13 protein-coding genes are annotated in these 16,194 nt (G+C 46.7%); 8 read left to right on the top strand and 5 right to left on the bottom strand.

The genetic code is table 11. From position 1 onward, the window contains the following. Positions 1-29: 29 nt before the first annotated feature. The 7 genes from NYE28_RS01065 (at position 30) to NYE28_RS01035 (ending at position 8,768) form a co-directional block, all read left to right on the top strand. Positions 30-1,943, top strand: coding sequence for a glycoside hydrolase family 3 protein (locus tag NYE28_RS01065; RefSeq protein ID WP_160223403.1), 1,914 nt, complete (start codon positions 30-32; stop codon positions 1,941-1,943). A gap of 15 nt (positions 1,944-1,958) precedes the next feature. After that, positions 1,959-3,203, top strand: a complete 1,245-nt coding sequence (locus NYE28_RS01060; protein WP_337681204.1) for a DUF1343 domain-containing protein — start codon at positions 1,959-1,961, stop codon at positions 3,201-3,203. A gap of 137 nt (positions 3,204-3,340) precedes the next feature. Continuing rightward, complete coding sequence (locus tag NYE28_RS01055; protein ID WP_060562972.1) at positions 3,341-4,936, top strand: helix-turn-helix domain-containing protein; 1,596 nt, start codon at positions 3,341-3,343, stop codon at positions 4,934-4,936. 87 nt (positions 4,937-5,023) lie between these two features. After that, positions 5,024-5,980 (top strand): ABC transporter substrate-binding protein, encoded by a 957-nt coding sequence (locus NYE28_RS01050; RefSeq protein WP_337681203.1) that lies wholly within the window; start codon positions 5,024-5,026, stop codon positions 5,978-5,980. Positions 5,981-5,999: 19 nt separating this feature from the next. Further along, complete coding sequence (locus NYE28_RS01045) at positions 6,000-7,007, top strand: iron ABC transporter permease (RefSeq protein ID WP_007408022.1); 1,008 nt, start codon at positions 6,000-6,002, stop codon at positions 7,005-7,007. A 1-nt stretch (position 7,008) separates the two neighbouring features. Further along, the gene (feuC, locus tag NYE28_RS01040) at positions 7,009-8,019 is read left to right on the top strand and encodes an iron ABC transporter permease FeuC (protein WP_032870282.1); all 1,011 of its coding nucleotides are present in this window, start codon (positions 7,009-7,011) and stop codon (positions 8,017-8,019) included. Then, positions 8,016-8,768 carry an alpha/beta hydrolase-fold protein gene (locus tag NYE28_RS01035; protein ID WP_032870174.1) on the top strand — a complete coding sequence of 251 codons (753 nt, stop codon included), beginning with the start codon at positions 8,016-8,018 and terminating at the stop codon, positions 8,766-8,768. The genes feuC and NYE28_RS01035 overlap by 4 nt, the downstream gene beginning before the upstream one ends. Here the strand turns inward: NYE28_RS01035 and NYE28_RS01030 are convergent. The 5 genes from NYE28_RS01030 to NYE28_RS01010 all read right to left on the bottom strand — a co-directional run bounded on the left by NYE28_RS01030 (position 8,757) and on the right by NYE28_RS01010 (position 14,750). Continuing rightward, positions 8,757-9,698 (bottom strand): bile acid:sodium symporter family protein, encoded by a 942-nt coding sequence (locus NYE28_RS01030; protein ID WP_094031904.1) that lies wholly within the window; start codon positions 9,696-9,698, stop codon positions 8,757-8,759. The genes NYE28_RS01035 and NYE28_RS01030 overlap by 12 nt on opposite strands. Positions 9,699-9,848: 150 nt before the next feature. Further along, complete coding sequence (locus NYE28_RS01025) at positions 9,849-11,282, bottom strand: SulP family inorganic anion transporter (protein WP_043021532.1); 1,434 nt, start codon at positions 11,280-11,282, stop codon at positions 9,849-9,851. Between the two features lie 231 nt (positions 11,283-11,513). Beyond that, positions 11,514-12,560, bottom strand: coding sequence for an alcohol dehydrogenase catalytic domain-containing protein (locus NYE28_RS01020; protein WP_076425732.1), 1,047 nt, complete (start codon positions 12,558-12,560; stop codon positions 11,514-11,516). After that, positions 12,535-13,485 carry an inositol monophosphatase family protein gene (locus NYE28_RS01015; protein WP_160222803.1) on the bottom strand — a complete coding sequence of 317 codons (951 nt, stop codon included), beginning with the start codon at positions 13,483-13,485 and terminating at the stop codon, positions 12,535-12,537. Before NYE28_RS01015 ends, NYE28_RS01020 begins: the two co-directional genes overlap by 26 nt. Beyond that, complete coding sequence (locus NYE28_RS01010; RefSeq protein ID WP_007408029.1) at positions 13,482-14,750, bottom strand: aspartate aminotransferase family protein; 1,269 nt, start codon at positions 14,748-14,750, stop codon at positions 13,482-13,484. The genes NYE28_RS01015 and NYE28_RS01010 overlap by 4 nt, the downstream gene beginning before the upstream one ends. 228 nt (positions 14,751-14,978) lie before the next feature. On the opposite strand from NYE28_RS01010, the gene NYE28_RS01005 reads away from it, so the two are divergent. Then, complete coding sequence (locus NYE28_RS01005) at positions 14,979-16,190, top strand: MFS transporter (RefSeq protein WP_198161195.1); 1,212 nt, start codon at positions 14,979-14,981, stop codon at positions 16,188-16,190. Positions 16,191-16,194 lie beyond the last annotated feature (4 nt).

Genomic DNA, 16,194 nt, shown 5'->3' with positions numbered 1-16,194 from the left:
CCAAACTATGAAGGCAGGAGGGCACCATCATGAAACTTGTCATCTCAGCTGTATTACTGTTGTTCATTGTTTTCGGCACGCATCATGTATCGACAAAACCGGACATTCCGTCACAGGCGGAACAAGCGGTATCCCGTATGACATTAGATGAAAAATTAGGGCAGATGCTCATGCCTGATTTTCGCAATTGGCAAAAAAAGGGGAAGTCATCACCTGAGGCTCTTACCCAAATGAATGACGAAGTCGCAGGGCTTATTCAAAAGTACCGGTTCGGCGGAGTTATCTTATTTGCAGAAAATGTAAAAAACACTGAACAAACGGTACGCCTGACAGATGCCTTTCAAAAGGCGAGCCCTGACATTCCGCTATTATTAAGCATTGATCAGGAGGGCGGCATCGTAACTAGACTTGGTGAGGGCACTCATTTCCCAGGCAATATGGCGCTCGGAGCCGCTAGAAAAACAGCCTACGCGTCCCAGACCGGCGCCATTATCGGGAAAGAACTGAAAGCACTGGGCATTAATACGAATTTCGCACCCGTTCTCGATATCAATAATAATCCCGGAAACCCTGTCATCGGCGTCAGGTCGTTCAGTTCAGACCGAGATCTGACAGCTTCACTCGGCCTTGCCTCAATGAAGGCTCAGCAAAAGCAGGATGTCGCTGCCGCCGTCAAACATTTCCCGGGACACGGCGACACGGATGTCGACAGCCACTACGGCCTTCCGCTTGTCACCCACAATCAAGAAAGGCTGCGTCAGATTGAACTTTATCCGTTCCGGAAGGCCATTCAGGCCGGAGCTGATATGATCATGACAGCCCATGTGCAATTTCCCGCGTTTGACGATACAACCTATAAAAGCAAGCTGGACGGTTCAGACATCCTCGTACCCGCCACACTCTCGAAAAAAGTGATGACTCATCTTCTCCGTGAGGAAATGGGCTTTAACGGCGTCATCGTCACGGATGCATTAAATATGAAAGCCATTGCCGATCATTTCGGCCAGGAAGAGGCGGTCGTCATGGCCGTAAAAGCAGGAGTCGATATTGCCCTGATGCCGGCCCAAGTGACATCGCTGCAAACGGAAAACCGCTTTGCCCGGGTTCATTCCGCTTTAAAAAAGGCGGTACAAAAAGGGGAAATTCCGCTGCAGCAAATTAACAAATCAGCGGAACGCATCATTTCCCTGAAAATAAAAAGAGGGATATATCCCTCCCCGAAAGAGAAAAATCTGAAAAAGAAGATTGCAAAAGCAAAGAAAACCGTCGGCAGCAAAAATCACCTGAAAGCGGAAAAACAAATCGCGGAAAGGTCCGTCACCGTCTTACAAAACAAAAACCGCACGCTCCCATTCAAACCGAAAAAGAACAGCCGCGTTCTCATTGCCGCTCCATATGAAGATCAAACAGCGTCAATGGAACAAACCATTCGGCAGCTCATCAAAAAGAAAAAAATCCGGCCGGTAACCATCAGTAAAATGAACTTCGCCGAGCGTACATTTCATGATGAACACAAAAAGCAGATATCTGACGCTGATTACGTGATTACAGGCTCATATGTTGTGAAAAATGATCCTGTCGTAAACGACGGCGTGATTGACGATTCCGTCACAGATCCCGGCAAGTGGACGACTGCATTTCCGCGGGCCGTCATGAAAGCCGCACAATCGAACCAAAAACCCTTTGTGCTGATGAGCCTGCGTAATCCATATGACGCTGCGAACTTTGAAGAAGCTGAAGCCCTTATCGCAGTCTACGGCTTTAAAGGATATACAGACGGACAATTTCTCCAGCCAAACATTCCGGCAGGCGTTGAAGCGATATTCGGACAGACAAAACCGCAAGGCAGGCTGCCCGCTGACATTCCTTCCGTCACGCATCCGGGAACGACACTGTATCCTTATGGTTTCGGTATCAATCTGAAGACCGGAAAACCGCTTTAAACAGGAGGACTGATCATGAAAACACAAACGGCTGCGCTTCTTGCCGGATTAGTCGTCATCAGTGCTATGACGGCAGTCTCGGCGGCTTCTGACAGAAACCTTCATACCGCCAAGAAACCAAGCATCCAAACAGGCATCGACCGCCTGCTGAAAGATTATAAACAGGAACTGAAGGGAAAAAGGGTCGGGCTGATCACCAACCCGACCGGTGTGAACAATTCATTGAAAAGCAGCGTTGACGTGCTGTATGAGGCACCAGACATCCACTTGACGGCATTATTCGGACCGGAGCACGGTGTCCGCGGCGATGCTCAGGCCGGAGACAAAGTCACATCCTATATAGACGAAAAAACAGGGCTTCCCGTCTACAGCCTGTACGGGGAAACGAGGAAACCGACGCCAGACATGCTGAAAGATACAGATGTGCTGATTTTCGATATTCAGGATGTCGGAACGCGATACTACACCTACATTTATACAATGGCCTATGCCATGGAAGCGGCAAAAGAAAAAGGCATTCCTTTTTATGTATTGGACCGGCCGAATCCGCAAGGCGGACGAAATCCGGACGGCCCGGTTCTTGAACCGGATTACGCTTCATTTGTCGGACTGTATCCGATCCCGCTGAAGCACGGCATGACGATCGGTGAGCTTGCTCTTTTATTCAATAAAGAGTTTCATATTGGCGCCGACCTCACCGTCGTAAAAATGAAGCGCTGGAAGCGGACGATGACGATTGAAGATACCGGTCTGCCGTTCGTCCTCCCTTCGCCTAATATCCCGACCCCGGACAGCATATTCGCATATTCGGCGACAGGACTAATCGAAGGCACAAACGTATCCGAAGGAAGGGGCACGACAAAGCCGTTTGAACTGATCGGCGCGCCTTATATGAAAAGCACCGAGCTCGAAGAACGCCTGAACAGTCTCAAGCTTCCGGGCGTCACCTTCAGAGCCGCATCATTTATCCCCAGCTTCTCCAAGCACCAGAGCAAGCTGTGCCACGGCGTACAAGTCTACGTAACAAACAGAAACACATTTGAAGCGGCAAAAACAGGGCTCTCCATTCTGAAAACCATGCATGACTTATATCCGAATGACTTTTTATTCTTGCCGACAGGCTCATTTGACAAGCTGATCGGTAACGGCTGGGTACGCAAAAAAATAGAAAAAGGCGCTTCCATTGAAGACATCACCAGCACATATCAACGCCGGCTGGACCAATTCAAAACTATAAGAAAACAATACCTCATATACTGACAACATTCGTGTTACACGTGTAACATTTTGACGCATTTCACATTTCCGCTTTTTATAGGAAAACATTCATTTATTTGGTACAATTTAAATGATAACAGTTATCATTTAAATGAATGTTTCCTAAAAGGTGGTTTCTCATGAAAAACATATTATTCTTTCAGCCCATTGATATCATCTCCGTAAAAAAAACAGCCGACCTTCTGTCAGAGCATCAGCTCACTGATTCCCCCGTATTGATCTTTCATGTGAAAGGCGAGGGACAAATTGATATCGGAACAGACAGCTTTCCGCTGCAGAAGGAAACGCTCTACATCTGTCCTTGTGATGAGACATTCAATATTGCCCCTATACCGTCAGGCGGCATCCATTTATATATCGTCAGACTCCGTGTTTTCTCCTATTCATCAGATGATGAAGCGATGCTTCCGGATAACGGGGAAGACATCTTCCACGGACTTCAGCAAATGAATTTACAAACGGTTGATCATTTGACAAGCCGGCTTCAGTCACTTTCTGAAAACGTGCGATCGGCGGATGCATTGCAGAAAATGAAATATACAGCCGACTTTCAGCAGCTGATGTATGACCTTTATGCTGCAAAAGTATGCCATCAAAATAATACGAAAGCGGCGATCGAACAGACAAAACAATTCATACATGCTCAGTCCGACACAAAAATCACGCTCACCCAGCTCGCTCATATGGCGGGAATCAGTCCCAAGCATTACAGTGAAACCTTTAAAAAACTATACGGGCAGAGCGTAACTGAATATATCACAGACATCCGCATAACCAATGCGAAAAAACTGATGGCCAAGGCAAACTGCAAACTGCGGGAAATCGCTCATCAAATCGGCTACCAAGACGAATTTTATTTCAGCCGCATCTTTAAAAAACATACCGGCAGCTCACCTACAAGCTATATGAAAAAAAGGCGCACAAAAATGGCCGCGTACGGAAAAGAAACGATGGGGCATCTGATTCCTCTGCATCACGTGCCTTATGCTGCGGCGCTGCACCCGAAATGGACGGCCTATTATTACAAACAATTCTCTTCCGATATTCCGGTTCACCTGAGTGCTTACCGCTATAATGCAAATTGGGAAGAGAACCTGCACACGCTTTCCCAAGCTGCCCCGGACATCATTTTCAGTCTTGATTCTGTCAGTGAAGAAGAAAAACAGCGCCTGAATGACATCACTGAAGTTTTTTACCTTCCGGCTCAAGAGAATTGGAGAGACCAGTTTCTTCGCACAGCCGCATATTTGAATGAAGAGCAGGAAGCGCGGCACTGGCTTAAAGCTTATCAAAGTCTCGCCCATTCAGCGAAAGATGCTCTGAAACACGTGCGGCATCAGCGGTTCTTATTTGTCCGTGTATATAAAGAAAATATGTACATCGCCCATAACAACAGTATTGAGGATGTCTTCTTCGGTGATTTAGGCTTTGCCTCCGCAAAACCGGAATCTTTTGCTCCTGACGAAAAGATTTCCTTGGACATGCTGGCGGATTGCCAGGCTGACTGCATCATGCTTTTCACTTGTAAAGAACCGGAAACGCTTCGTTATTTTCAGCGGATTCAGCAGACCGGGATATGGCAGAACCTTAGAGCCGTCAGCGATAAACGCGTGTTTCCCATATCATCTGACCCGTGGATTGAATATTCTCCAAGCGGACATCAGCGGATGATCGAGCAAAGCATTTCCATTTTATCCGAAGATCGTCCATGGTAATGCCGGAAATTATCCATGGTCTTATCCCTGTTCATTCTCTATAATTCCAATTGATAATAGTTATCAATTGAACAGGAGGAACAATAGATGAAGAAATTGGCATTCACTTTCATGATTTTGCTTTTGGCTTTCACGGCCGCGGCTTGCGGAAGCTCAGAAACATCTGATACAGCAAGTAAAGGAAAGGACGCTTCTTCAGATAAAAAGAAAATCGAATATCTCGGAAAAACATATGAAGTCAAAGCGCCGACTGACAAAATCGCCATTACAGGCAGCGTAGAATCAATGGAAGACGCCAAATTGCTTGACGTTCATCCGGCAGGAGCAATTTCTTTCTCCGGCAAATTCCCGGAACTGTTTAAAGATATTACAGATAAATCCGTATCTACGGGAGAAAAAATGCAGCCGAATATGGAAAAAATTCTTGAGCTGCAGCCGGACGTCATTCTGGCATCAACCAAATTCCCGGAAAAAACGTTGAAAAAATTGAGCGGCACCGCTGAAACGATCCCTGTCTCTCATATCTCATCAAACTGGAAAGAAAACATGATGCTGCTCGCCCAGCTTACAGATAAAGAGAAAAAAGCGAAAAAAATCATCGCAGATTACGAACAGGACCTGAAAAAGACAAAAACAAAGATCAACAGCAAAGCGAAACAGTCAAACGCGCTGGTCATCAGAATCAGACAAGGCAATATTTATATTTATCCTGAACAAGTATATTTCAACTCCACGCTTTACGGTGATTTAGGCCTGAAGGCGCCGGACGAAGTCAAAGCGGCGAAAGCGCAGGAACTGATTTCTCTTGAAAAATTAAGCGAAATGAACCCTGACCATATCTTCGTACAATTCTCTGATGACGAAAACGCAGATAAGCCGGACGCTTTGAAAGACTTAGAGAAAAATCCGATCTGGAAGAGCCTGAAGGCAGTCAAAAAAGACCATGTATACGTCAATACGATTGATCCATTAGCCCAAGGCGGAACCGCGTGGAGTAAAATCAGCTTCTTACAGGTTGCGGCTGACAAATTGACTCAAGACTAATAAAGAGTAGGTTTTTCACATGTATGCAAAACGGCGGACACACATGATTATCATTGCTTCACCGATTGCCATTGTTCTGTCACTGCTGCTTTCCGTTTTATACGGCGCAAAGCAGCTTGACATCCATACCGTGTTCTCCGCATTGCTGCACTTTAATCCGGAGAATACCGACCATCAGATCATATGGCATTCAAGAATCCCGAGGGCTGCCGGCGCTATGTTTATCGGCGCCGCCCTTGCTGTTTCCGGAGCGCTCATGCAGGGAATCACACGGAACTATCTGGCCTCGCCTTCGATCATGGGTGTGTCGGACGGCTCCGCTTTTATCATCACCCTTTGCATGGTATTGCTCCCTCAATCGACATCCATTGAAATGATCATATACTCGTTTATCGGTTCCGCATTCGGGGCCGCTCTTGTTTTCGGGCTGGCCTCCATTCTTCCCGGCGGTTTTACCCCGGTGCAGCTTGCCATCATCGGAACGGTGACCAGTATGCTTCTCAGCAGTCTGTCGGCTGCGCTTTCGATTTATTTTCAAATTTCGCAGGATCTCAGTTTTTGGTACAGTGCGAGACTGCATCAAATGAACCCTGATTTTTTGAAACTGGCCGTCCCGTTTTTTGCGATCGGAATCATCACGGCCATGATTCTCAGCAAAAAGGTCACTGCCGTATCATTAGGAGACGACATTTCAAAAAGTCTGGGACAGCAGAAAAGAACCATCAAACTCATGGCGATGGCGGCCGTTGTCATATTGACCGGAAGCTCGGTGGCACTCGCCGGAAAAATTGCATTTGTCGGTTTGGTCGTTCCGCACATCACACGTTTTCTCGTCGGATCGGACTACAGCAGGCTGATCCCATGCGCGTGCATCATCGGCGGCGTCTTCCTGACCCTTTGCGACCTTGCCAGCCGATTCATCAATTATCCGTTTGAGACGCCTATTGAAGTTGTCACTTCTATCATCGGTGTTCCTTTCTTTCTTTATTTGATTAAAAGAAAAGGAGGGGATCAGCGTGGTGCGTAAAATGGCCGGAATTTATATCATTCTGATTGCTCTCATATTGCTCGTAAGCTATTTCAGCATGACAAGCGGTTCTTTTTCCGCAAAGCCGGGTGAACTGCTCAGTACCCTTTTCCGCATCCATCCGAATCCGCAATATGACATTTTGCTGTTTCAGCTGAGGCTGCCGCGCATTGTCATGGCTGCTGCCATCGGGCTCGGATTGGGGATAGCCGGAGCCGTTATTCAGGCCATTACCAAAAACGGTCTTGCCGATCCCGGTATTTTGGGCATTAATGCAGGAGCCGGAGCCGGAATCGTCACGTTTATGCTTCTGTTTCAGGGACAATCTGAAGCGACGGCACTTGCCTCTGCGATGGGTATGCCTGTCTTCGGCCTCATCGGAGGATTGATGGCGGCCGTGCTGATCTATATTTTCGCCTGGCACCGGGGGCATCTGGAATCGGGCAGAATTATTCTCGTCGGGATCGCCATGAATTCCGGATTCAGCGCGCTGTCTTTATTTCTTTCATTAAAAATGGACCCGCAGGATTATGAGATGGCGATGGTTTGGAAAAACGGCAGCATCTGGTCGGCAAACTGGATGACCATTACGGCGATCCTTCCGTGGCTGATCGTGTTCATTCCTCTGCTTATGGCGAAAACGTCATTGCTGGATACCATTCGTTTCGATGAGGACACGGTGAAAAGCCTCGGTGTTTCAACCAATAAAGAAAAAACGATTTTACTCATTGCCTGCATCGCTTTGATCAGCGCATGTGTAACCGCAGCGGGCAGCATGGCATTTGTCGGACTGATCGCGCCCCATATTTCCCGCAGGCTCGCCGGGATTGAGCACAGATACTCATTACCGGTCAGCGGATTGGTCGGTATGCTCCTCGTCATATCCGCCGACTTTGCGGGCAAATTGTTCTTTCAGCCTTCAGAAGTGCCGGCGGGAATTATTCTTGCGATTCTCGGCGTTCCTTATTTCTTTTTTCTTCTGTTTAAGCAAAAGAAGGGGCTGGATGCATGAGAGGCACCCTTACAGAACACCGGATAAACGGAAAGGAATGCACTGTGTATCTTCCTCCCTCCTATTCGGTTCAAACAGGGGCTTTACCCTGTGTGTACGTACTGGACGGGGGTTCTTTGTTTTTAGAACAGATGGATAAGCTTGAATCCCAATTTGCGAACGGAACACTTCCCGAATTGATTTTCATCGGCATCAAACCGGCTGACAGGCTCGATGAGTACACGCCGTGGCCCGCGCCTTCCCTGAGCCCTGCGTTTCATGATTTCGGCGGCAAAGGGAGGCTCTTTCTCGAGGAGCTGACAAATGTCATCATTCCCACTGTTGAAGATATGCATCACATTTCTGCACATCCGGAAACGAGAGGACTGATCGGCGCGTCATTAGGCGGACTGTTTTCGATATACGCGATGCTACAAAAGCCTGAAATATTCGGCAGAATCGGTTGTATTTCCGGTTCCTTCTGGTATGAAAAATCAGCAGATTATGTCCGCTCCGCATCTTTGCGTCCGGCACGGCGGCGTATCTATATGTCTGTCGGCAGCCGCGAAGCTGAGCATAAAAACAACATCCAAAACAACATGATCCGACAAAATAAAGACGTGCATGAAAGCCTGAGGGAAAAAGGCTTTTCTCAATCTCAGCTCTCTTTCACTGTTGAAGAGGACGCCGTGCACCATCAAGAAGCATTCAAACGACAATTCAATGCAGCACTAAGCTGGCTGTACGGAAAAAACCGCTCACGTAGCTGAGCGGTTTTTTTCATACTTCATCACGACCGGCTTAAGTTCAAAGCGTCTCAGCAAATAGCCGAACAAAGCTGCAAGGATTTGCTGAAAAAGCATCCCGATGACGACCGGAACCGCCACTTGAGACGGAAAAAAAGACACGGCGAGAACGGCTCCAGCGCTGATATTGCGCATGCCCCCCGTATAAATCAGAGACACAATTTCATCCTGGCTCCGCTTCATCAGCCTTCCGATCAGCCATGCCACGGCATAACCCGTCATGGCAATAAAAAATACCATGCCTGCGATGCCCGCAAATTTGATATCCACGTGCGTGACATACGGCGCGATTTCCGAACTGTTAATGGCAATGACAATCATCAGACAGATTTTTGAAAAAGGAGACAGCGACCGGCTTATTGCCTGAGTCCTTACCGGCGGGGAAAACTGGTTGACTATCATCCCTGCGATGGATGGAATCACCACCATCTCCGCCAGCCCTTTCATCATTCCCCACACATCCATCTGAACATTCGCCCCGGCCAGGACAGACAGGCTTAACGGTACGATAAAAGGAGAAAGCACGGTATCAACCAGGATAATAGACAGCGTCAATCCGACATTCCCCTTATACATCGCAGCCCAAATCAAACTCGTAATTCCGGTCGGAATCACCACACCCATAATCAGCCCCGTCACAGTTAAAGGGTCACCGCTGAAAATCAGATGACCGCTTCCCCATGCAAAAACAGGCATGAAAATATGCAGAACAAACAATGCCATGATCATCGGTAGCGGCTTCTCAATACTGCGCTTCAGCGAATGAAAATTGGCACTCAGACTGCCCGTAAATGTAATAAATGCAAATATCCACGGCACAGCGCCGGCCATCCAGCTGATATGCTGAGATAACAGCACACCCGCCGCCACACTTGACGGAGTCAAAAGCGGCATGATTCTCCCCAACACTTGGTTCAACTTCTGAAGCCACATCATATGCAAGTCTCCTATATACGGTTTTCAAGTCTCATTCATTATAACAATGCACCCCGGCAAATTTAACCGAAAAAAAGCCCGGATATATTCATCCGGACTTCACAAATTCTATGCCATTTGTTTCATTAAATCTCGGCTTTTCTGATTTAATCCCTTTAATTCAGCCTCAATTCCGTATTCTTTACATTTGGCGACAATTTTCTCAAGAGCCGCCGCTCCCGAATCATCCCACACGTGGGCGTCGGTCAAATCAATGACAATCCGTTTCACGTCTTCATCATAAACGATGGCATTCATCAGTTCAGACACGGAAGCAAAAAAGATCTGTCCCGTTACCTTATAAGTTCTGACATCTTTCTGTTCGGAATGTGACACAATCTTCAGCTTAGAAATTTTAGCCGTAAAGAAGATCGCGCTTAATAGCACACCCGCGAAGACACCCTTTGATAAATCATTTGTCAGGACGACCGTCACGACGGTAATAACCATAACGATCGAATCAGTAAGGGGCGCTTTCCGCAAACCTTTAATCGATGACCAGTCGAACGTGCCGATAGACACCATAACCATCACGGCCACCAGCGCAGCCATCGGAATTTTCACGACGATACCGCTTAATACGGCAATTAAAAACATTAAAAACGCGCCGGCGGTAAAAGCCGATAACCGGCCGCGTCCGCCGGCTTTCGTATTAATGACAGACTGGCCGATCATGGCGCATCCGGCCATGCCTCCGAAAAATCCGTTCACAATATTGGCGATGCCTTGTCCGCGGCTTTCTTTGTTCTTATCACTATCCGTATCCGTCATTTCATCAATGATCTGGGCTGTCAGCAATGACTCAAGCAATCCGACGAAAGCAAGCGCCAGAGAATACGGGAAAATAATCCGCAATGTCTCAAACGTCCACGGAACATCCGGTATCAAGAAATGCGGAAGTGAACTTGTGATCCCGCCCATATCACCGACCGTGCGGACATCCGCATGGAAGACCACCGCAATGATCGTCATGACAAAAATCGCCACCAGCGGAGACGGCACAGCCGTCGTAACCTTCGGCAATAGATATATGATAGCCAGTGATCCGGCAAGCATGGCGTACATGACCCATGAAGCTCCTTTGAACTGGGGCAGCTGCGCAGAAAAAATCAAGATCGCCAAAGCATTCACAAATCCGATCATGACCGAACGCGGAATAAATTTCATCAATTTCGCTATCTTACTGACACCAAGAATAAATTGAATAATACCTGTCAAAATGGTTGCCGCAAACAAATACTGCAGCCCGTAATCAGCCACCAATGTCACCATGACAACCGCCATTGAACCCGTAGCGGCTGAAATCATTCCCGGTCTGCCGCCGAAGATAGAAATAATAATCGCGATACAAAATGATGCATAAAGGCCGACCATCGGATCGACACCTGCAATAATTGAAAATCCGATCGCCTCAGGGATCAGAGCGAGGGCAACCAGAATACCGGCCAGAATGTCTTTACGGACATTCCCGAACCATTGCTGCTGTAACGTATAATCTTTCAAATGATAACGACTCCTTTTCACTATAAAAATCCGCACCCTATCAGTTGGAAACATTGATTTTCATCTGGGGAATATGAGGCAAGCTTACGGGGAAAAAGAGGACACGCTCAGAGTATAATGTCGTTGAGGAAAGGAATTGTGAACAAAGAGTATCATATTAAACTTTAAAGAAATGTGCAAGACCGTATAAATAAGAAAAGAAAACGACTCTCACTGGAGCCGTTTCCGCTTTTATAAAAGTTCCGGATCAGACACAAGAATCGTTTTTATTGCGCTGATATCCTTTCTTTCTTTTGTCACCGGGTCGATGCCCATGAGATGATCAATGGCTTCTTCATAATTCTTCAGTTCCGTCTTTTCCGTAATAAAATCATAGAGCTGCGGAAGGTCGGACGCGCATGCTAACGCGGCTTCCATGATCTGGCGGGCTTCACCTGTGCCCACAATCGTTACGCCGTTTGACAGCAGCTGGTACGGCCTGACCGTCATCTCATACGTATCATCAAAGCCCATCGGCACGATTCTTCCTCCCTTTTCAATAAAAGGATAAGCCCAATCAAGCTGGTTGCCGATCGCGTCAAAAATCACATCAAATTTTCTTCCTTGATTAATCCGTTTCACTTCATCCACGGTTAATGCTTCAGGGTGGTAGACATAATCAGATATCCGGCTTGCCGCCTCGCTTCGGAAACTGCCTATTTCAGTCGCAACCGTCAATCGCGCCATTTTTTTCACCATCATTTGCACAAGCAGTCCGATCGGTCCGGATCCCAAAACCAAGACCGAGTCCTCCGGCTGAATCGAAGCCTTGTCCACAACATTCAGCACACAGGAGAGAGGCTCAACCAATGTGGCCCGCTCCCATTCCATTGAATCCGGAATTCTGTACATGAACCTGTCTTCCCCCACGTAATATTCCGCAAACGTTCCGTGCGCCCCGATTCCGAGCTGCCAATCCTCGAAGGTTTCGCAATAACACGTCAGCCCTCTCCGGCAATAATGACATTTCCCGCAAAACTGCGTAGGATCTATCACGACGCGGTCTCCGACTTTTACATTTGTCACGTCCGGTCCGATTTCCACGACCGCTCCCACCGATTCATGCCCCATAATCATATGATGGGTTGCATTCATTTTTCCTTTCAGCACATTTAAGTCCGTTCCGCAGATACCGGTGCCGAAAATTTTCACTTTCACATCATTGGATTTCCGAATTTGAGGCTCGTCCACCTCTTGATATTCAAGCTTATCATTAGGAGTCCAGACCAACGCCTTCATATTTCTCTTCCTTTCTGCCCCAGCGGATTTGGTCTAACAATGTTTGATGAAGCTCCTTCGTTGATGCCGCAATACATGATTGCTGATTCTGATAACTTAAATCTGTCAGAAGCGTTTCGTCCAAAGACCGGCCGTACGCATCCGTAATGACCACTCCCGCCTTCTTCGCCAAAAAGACGCTTGCGGCAATATCATAAGGAAACAAATGCAGCACCTGTCCGTTCCCGACCTGCTTAAAATCTGAAAGCAGCTTCGGATCATCTTTCAGCAGACGATTGCCGATATCCACATAAGCATCCATCTGCCCCGTGATAATTCGTGAAATCGAATAAGAAGCGCTGTTAAAAACAAAAACCCCGCCATTATTGGCCGACTGGTCAATCAGATGGCCGTATGCGTCCGTCATCAGCTGCGCCGGATGCCCGTTAAATTCAAGGCTCCAAAACATATTTTTAATATCCCGCACTTCGCTCAAATTCGGCAATTCTCCATGATACCCTTCAAAATGAATGGCATCGCTGTATACATCACCGTACATATAAGCGCCTGATTTCAATTCAAGTAAAAAAGCAAACTCGATATCCTTAATCTTTGCGTTTGGCTTATACGAAGCAAGCGCAATCGAAATACACGACATTTCAAGTCCCGCGGCGGCCGGGCGCGTTCCGTCTATCGGATCTACAATTAAAATATATTGCGGATCTTCTCCAATCAGCTTCAGGCCGCCATCCTCCGTGTAAAAAGCAACCGGATGGCCCTTTTCTTGAATATAATCCAGCACCGCCTCCTCAGCAGCGGCGTCTATGTTAAATTGGGCATCGCCTCCCGGAGAATAGCCGTTTACGAGCCGGTTTTTCAGCGTGCCTTTTTGATTTTTCACCTTTTGATAAACAAATTGTCCAAGCTCAATGATATAGTCTCTCACTTGATTTCCTCCAATAGCTTGCGAAGTCTGTAGCAGAGCACTTCGGCTTCACTAAGTGTTATGGTTAAAGGCGGACGGATTTTAAAGACATTTCCGAAGCCGTAACGGGATGTCCGGAGAATCAGCCCGTAATCCATTGCCCGTTTAGCAATATAATTGGTCAGCTCCACATCCGGTTCATTGTTCTCTTTAACAATCTCCACACCGATCATAAGACCGACGCCTCTTACCTCAGAAATAAAAGCAAAATCCTCTTTCATCGTTTCTAAGCGATCCATAATATAATGACCGACCGTCGTTACATTTTCCAAAAATCCCGGTCGCTGCATGATATCTATGGTTTTACAAGCGGCAGCGGCGGCCATCACATTTGAGCCGTATGTGAAGGAGTGCGTATACCCCGGAAGCCCGGTATACTTGTCCTCCGTCAGAGTGGCGGCGACTTGAAAGCCTGTGCCCCCGAGCCCCTTTGCTACCGTCATCATATTAGGTTTCACATCGAAGTGGTCGGCGGCAAACATTTTACCCGTCCGTCCGAACCCGGTCTGAATTTCATCAAAAATCAGAGCGATATCATGTTCATCACAAAGCTTTCTCAGCTGTTTAAAATACTCTTTAGGCGGAACGACATTTCCACCGTTTCCGGATATCGGTTCAATAATCATGGCGGCAATTTTCCCATTGCTCGCATACTCAATAAAATCATTAATTCTTTCTACGCACAGCATACCGCATGAATCAGGTTTCTGATTATAAAAACAGCGGCTGCAATAGGGATCGGGGACTTGCAGGCCAAAAGAAATTTGCGGCGGGAAAGGTTCTTTTCTGAATGAGTTGCCGGACAAAGCGGAAGTCATATACGTTTGTCCGAGGTGGCTTCGAAATAAGGAGATGACATCGGTTTTTCCGGAGTAATACTGAGCCATTTTAATAGCTCCTTCATTTGCACCGGAACCGCTGCTGACTTTAGGGTGTACTTTTGTGAGATTATCGGGGGCGATTTCTACTAGTTTTTCTGCCAGTTTATTTACGGCGTCTGTTTGAAAAGATGATGTTACATGGATGAGCTTATCGGCTTGTTCTTTAACCGTATCAATGACCTCTTTGTTACCGTATCCTAAATTCAAGTTAAACGTGGCAGAGGCGCAATCAATGTACTCATTTCCCTCTTGATCGTACAGGTAAATCCCTTCTCCGCGCTCCATTACTACATCGTCAACACTGTAATACAAGCTGTCTGGATTCGTGATTTCCTTCGTTCCCACAAATACCACCCCTATGAAATTATTAGAATTTCGCTTTTTATCGTATAAATTATTGAAAATAATGTCAACGATCTTTCTTGTAAAAAATGTTAACAATTTGTTAACGTTACCATAATGGATGTACGAGAAAAAGTTATGTGATATAGTAACAATAATTGGATTTTTTGTAAAAACATCATGTTATACGAGTAGAGAGAAATATGATTTTACCAATAAGGAGATAAAATGATGAAAACTCGTCTGCTGTGGATAAGCTGTTTTTCTTATGGATCGATTGCTTTTACACTTGTTATTCTGGGAGCCGTACTGCCTGAGTTACTCACACATTATTCACAAAGCTACAGTAATGGCGGTGTATTAGTATTCTCTCAGTTCATGGGCTTTCTCATCGGAGTTATTGGCATGCCATACATGGTGAAAAAGCTTGGGCGCAAAAACGTCGTTATCTTTGGCCTGGCACTCATCAGCTGTGAAATGTTCATCACCTTCCTGCCGCCCTGGCCGCTGCTCTTTCTTCTCGTCAGCATCGCAGGGCTTGGCGCCGGATTGGTGGAATCCTGTGTAGGCACGATCATCCTCACCGCTATTAAAGAAAGACAGGCTGTGGCCATGAGCAAGATGGAAGTGGCCTACGGATTAGGTGCGCTGTTCATGCCTCTGCTCTCAGGCTTTCTTATCAACAACCACATGTGGACAATTGCTTTTTTAGTATTAGGGTTATCCAGTTTTGCACTTTTAATCGCATGGAAGCAGATGAGTTTCGGCAGTATTGATCAGCTTCTCATCCGCAAAGAGGTCTCTTCCGATGACACTAAAAAAGAAAGCACCGGTTATCGGTCACACGGATTGCTGTTTATTGCCTTGGCGGGTGCTTACTTCTTCTTTTACGGCGGCAGTGAAGTTTCCATTGTACATTTTATCCCCTCCATCTTCGCTGAGAAATGGGATATCCCCAACTCTTTGGTAACGATAACAGTTACAGTGTATTGGACGGGTATGATCATCGGAAGGTTATTAACAGGCCCGGTATCAGAAAAGCTGACATATCACCGTTATCTCCGTCTCATAAGCATTGGCGGTCTGGCTGCACTTACCGTATTAGCATTAAGCAAAAACGTATGGTTCGGTTTTGCCCTTTGCTTCTTTTTAGGACTGTTCATGGCAGGCATGTTTGCAATAGCCCTAATCATCACGAATCATTTTTATCCCGGAAAGACAGAAACAACTACCAGTATTCTGCTCGCTTCAAACGGATTAGGAGGTTCACTCCTTCCGATCGCCGTCGGCTGGAGCTTAGATGAATATCCCGCACAAACTGCGTTCTGGCTGTTTACTGCACTGATGCTCCTTATGCTGCTGATTGTGTTCAGTTTAAGAATGCTCGAGACAATAAAATCAAACAATCTTCAACATCACAACAGCAAAGCAAAATCAATGTAAACAA

Source organism: Bacillus sp. FSL R5-0443 (genome assembly GCF_038608285.1).
Classification (GTDB): Bacteria; Bacillota; Bacilli; order Bacillales; family Bacillaceae; genus Bacillus; species Bacillus velezensis.
Note: the sequence above shows the minus strand (reverse complement) of the source record. Positions and strands in the feature narration are given on the sequence as shown.

Excerpts from the sequence above, each read along its gene's own strand:
- NYE28_RS01020 (WP_076425732.1), bottom strand. The coding sequence starts at position 12,560 with ATGAAGGCGTTGGTCTGGACTCCTAATGATAAGCTTGAATATCAAGAG.
- NYE28_RS01045 (WP_007408022.1), top strand. The coding sequence starts at position 6,000 with ATGTATGCAAAACGGCGGACACACATGATTATCATTGCTTCACCGATT.
- feuC (WP_032870282.1), top strand. The coding sequence starts at position 7,009 with ATGGCCGGAATTTATATCATTCTGATTGCTCTCATATTGCTCGTAAGC.
- NYE28_RS01030 (WP_094031904.1), bottom strand. The coding sequence starts at position 9,698 with ATGCCGCTTTTGACTCCGTCAAGTGTGGCGGCGGGTGTGCTGTTATCT.
- NYE28_RS01065 (WP_160223403.1), top strand. The coding sequence starts at position 30 with ATGAAACTTGTCATCTCAGCTGTATTACTGTTGTTCATTGTTTTCGGC.
- NYE28_RS01005 (WP_198161195.1), top strand. The coding sequence starts at position 14,979 with ATGAAAACTCGTCTGCTGTGGATAAGCTGTTTTTCTTATGGATCGATT.
- NYE28_RS01055 (WP_060562972.1), top strand. The coding sequence starts at position 3,341 with ATGAAAAACATATTATTCTTTCAGCCCATTGATATCATCTCCGTAAAA.
- NYE28_RS01060 (WP_337681204.1), top strand. The coding sequence starts at position 1,959 with ATGAAAACACAAACGGCTGCGCTTCTTGCCGGATTAGTCGTCATCAGT.
- NYE28_RS01035 (WP_032870174.1), top strand. The coding sequence starts at position 8,016 with ATGAGAGGCACCCTTACAGAACACCGGATAAACGGAAAGGAATGCACT.
- NYE28_RS01050 (WP_337681203.1), top strand. The coding sequence starts at position 5,024 with ATGAAGAAATTGGCATTCACTTTCATGATTTTGCTTTTGGCTTTCACG.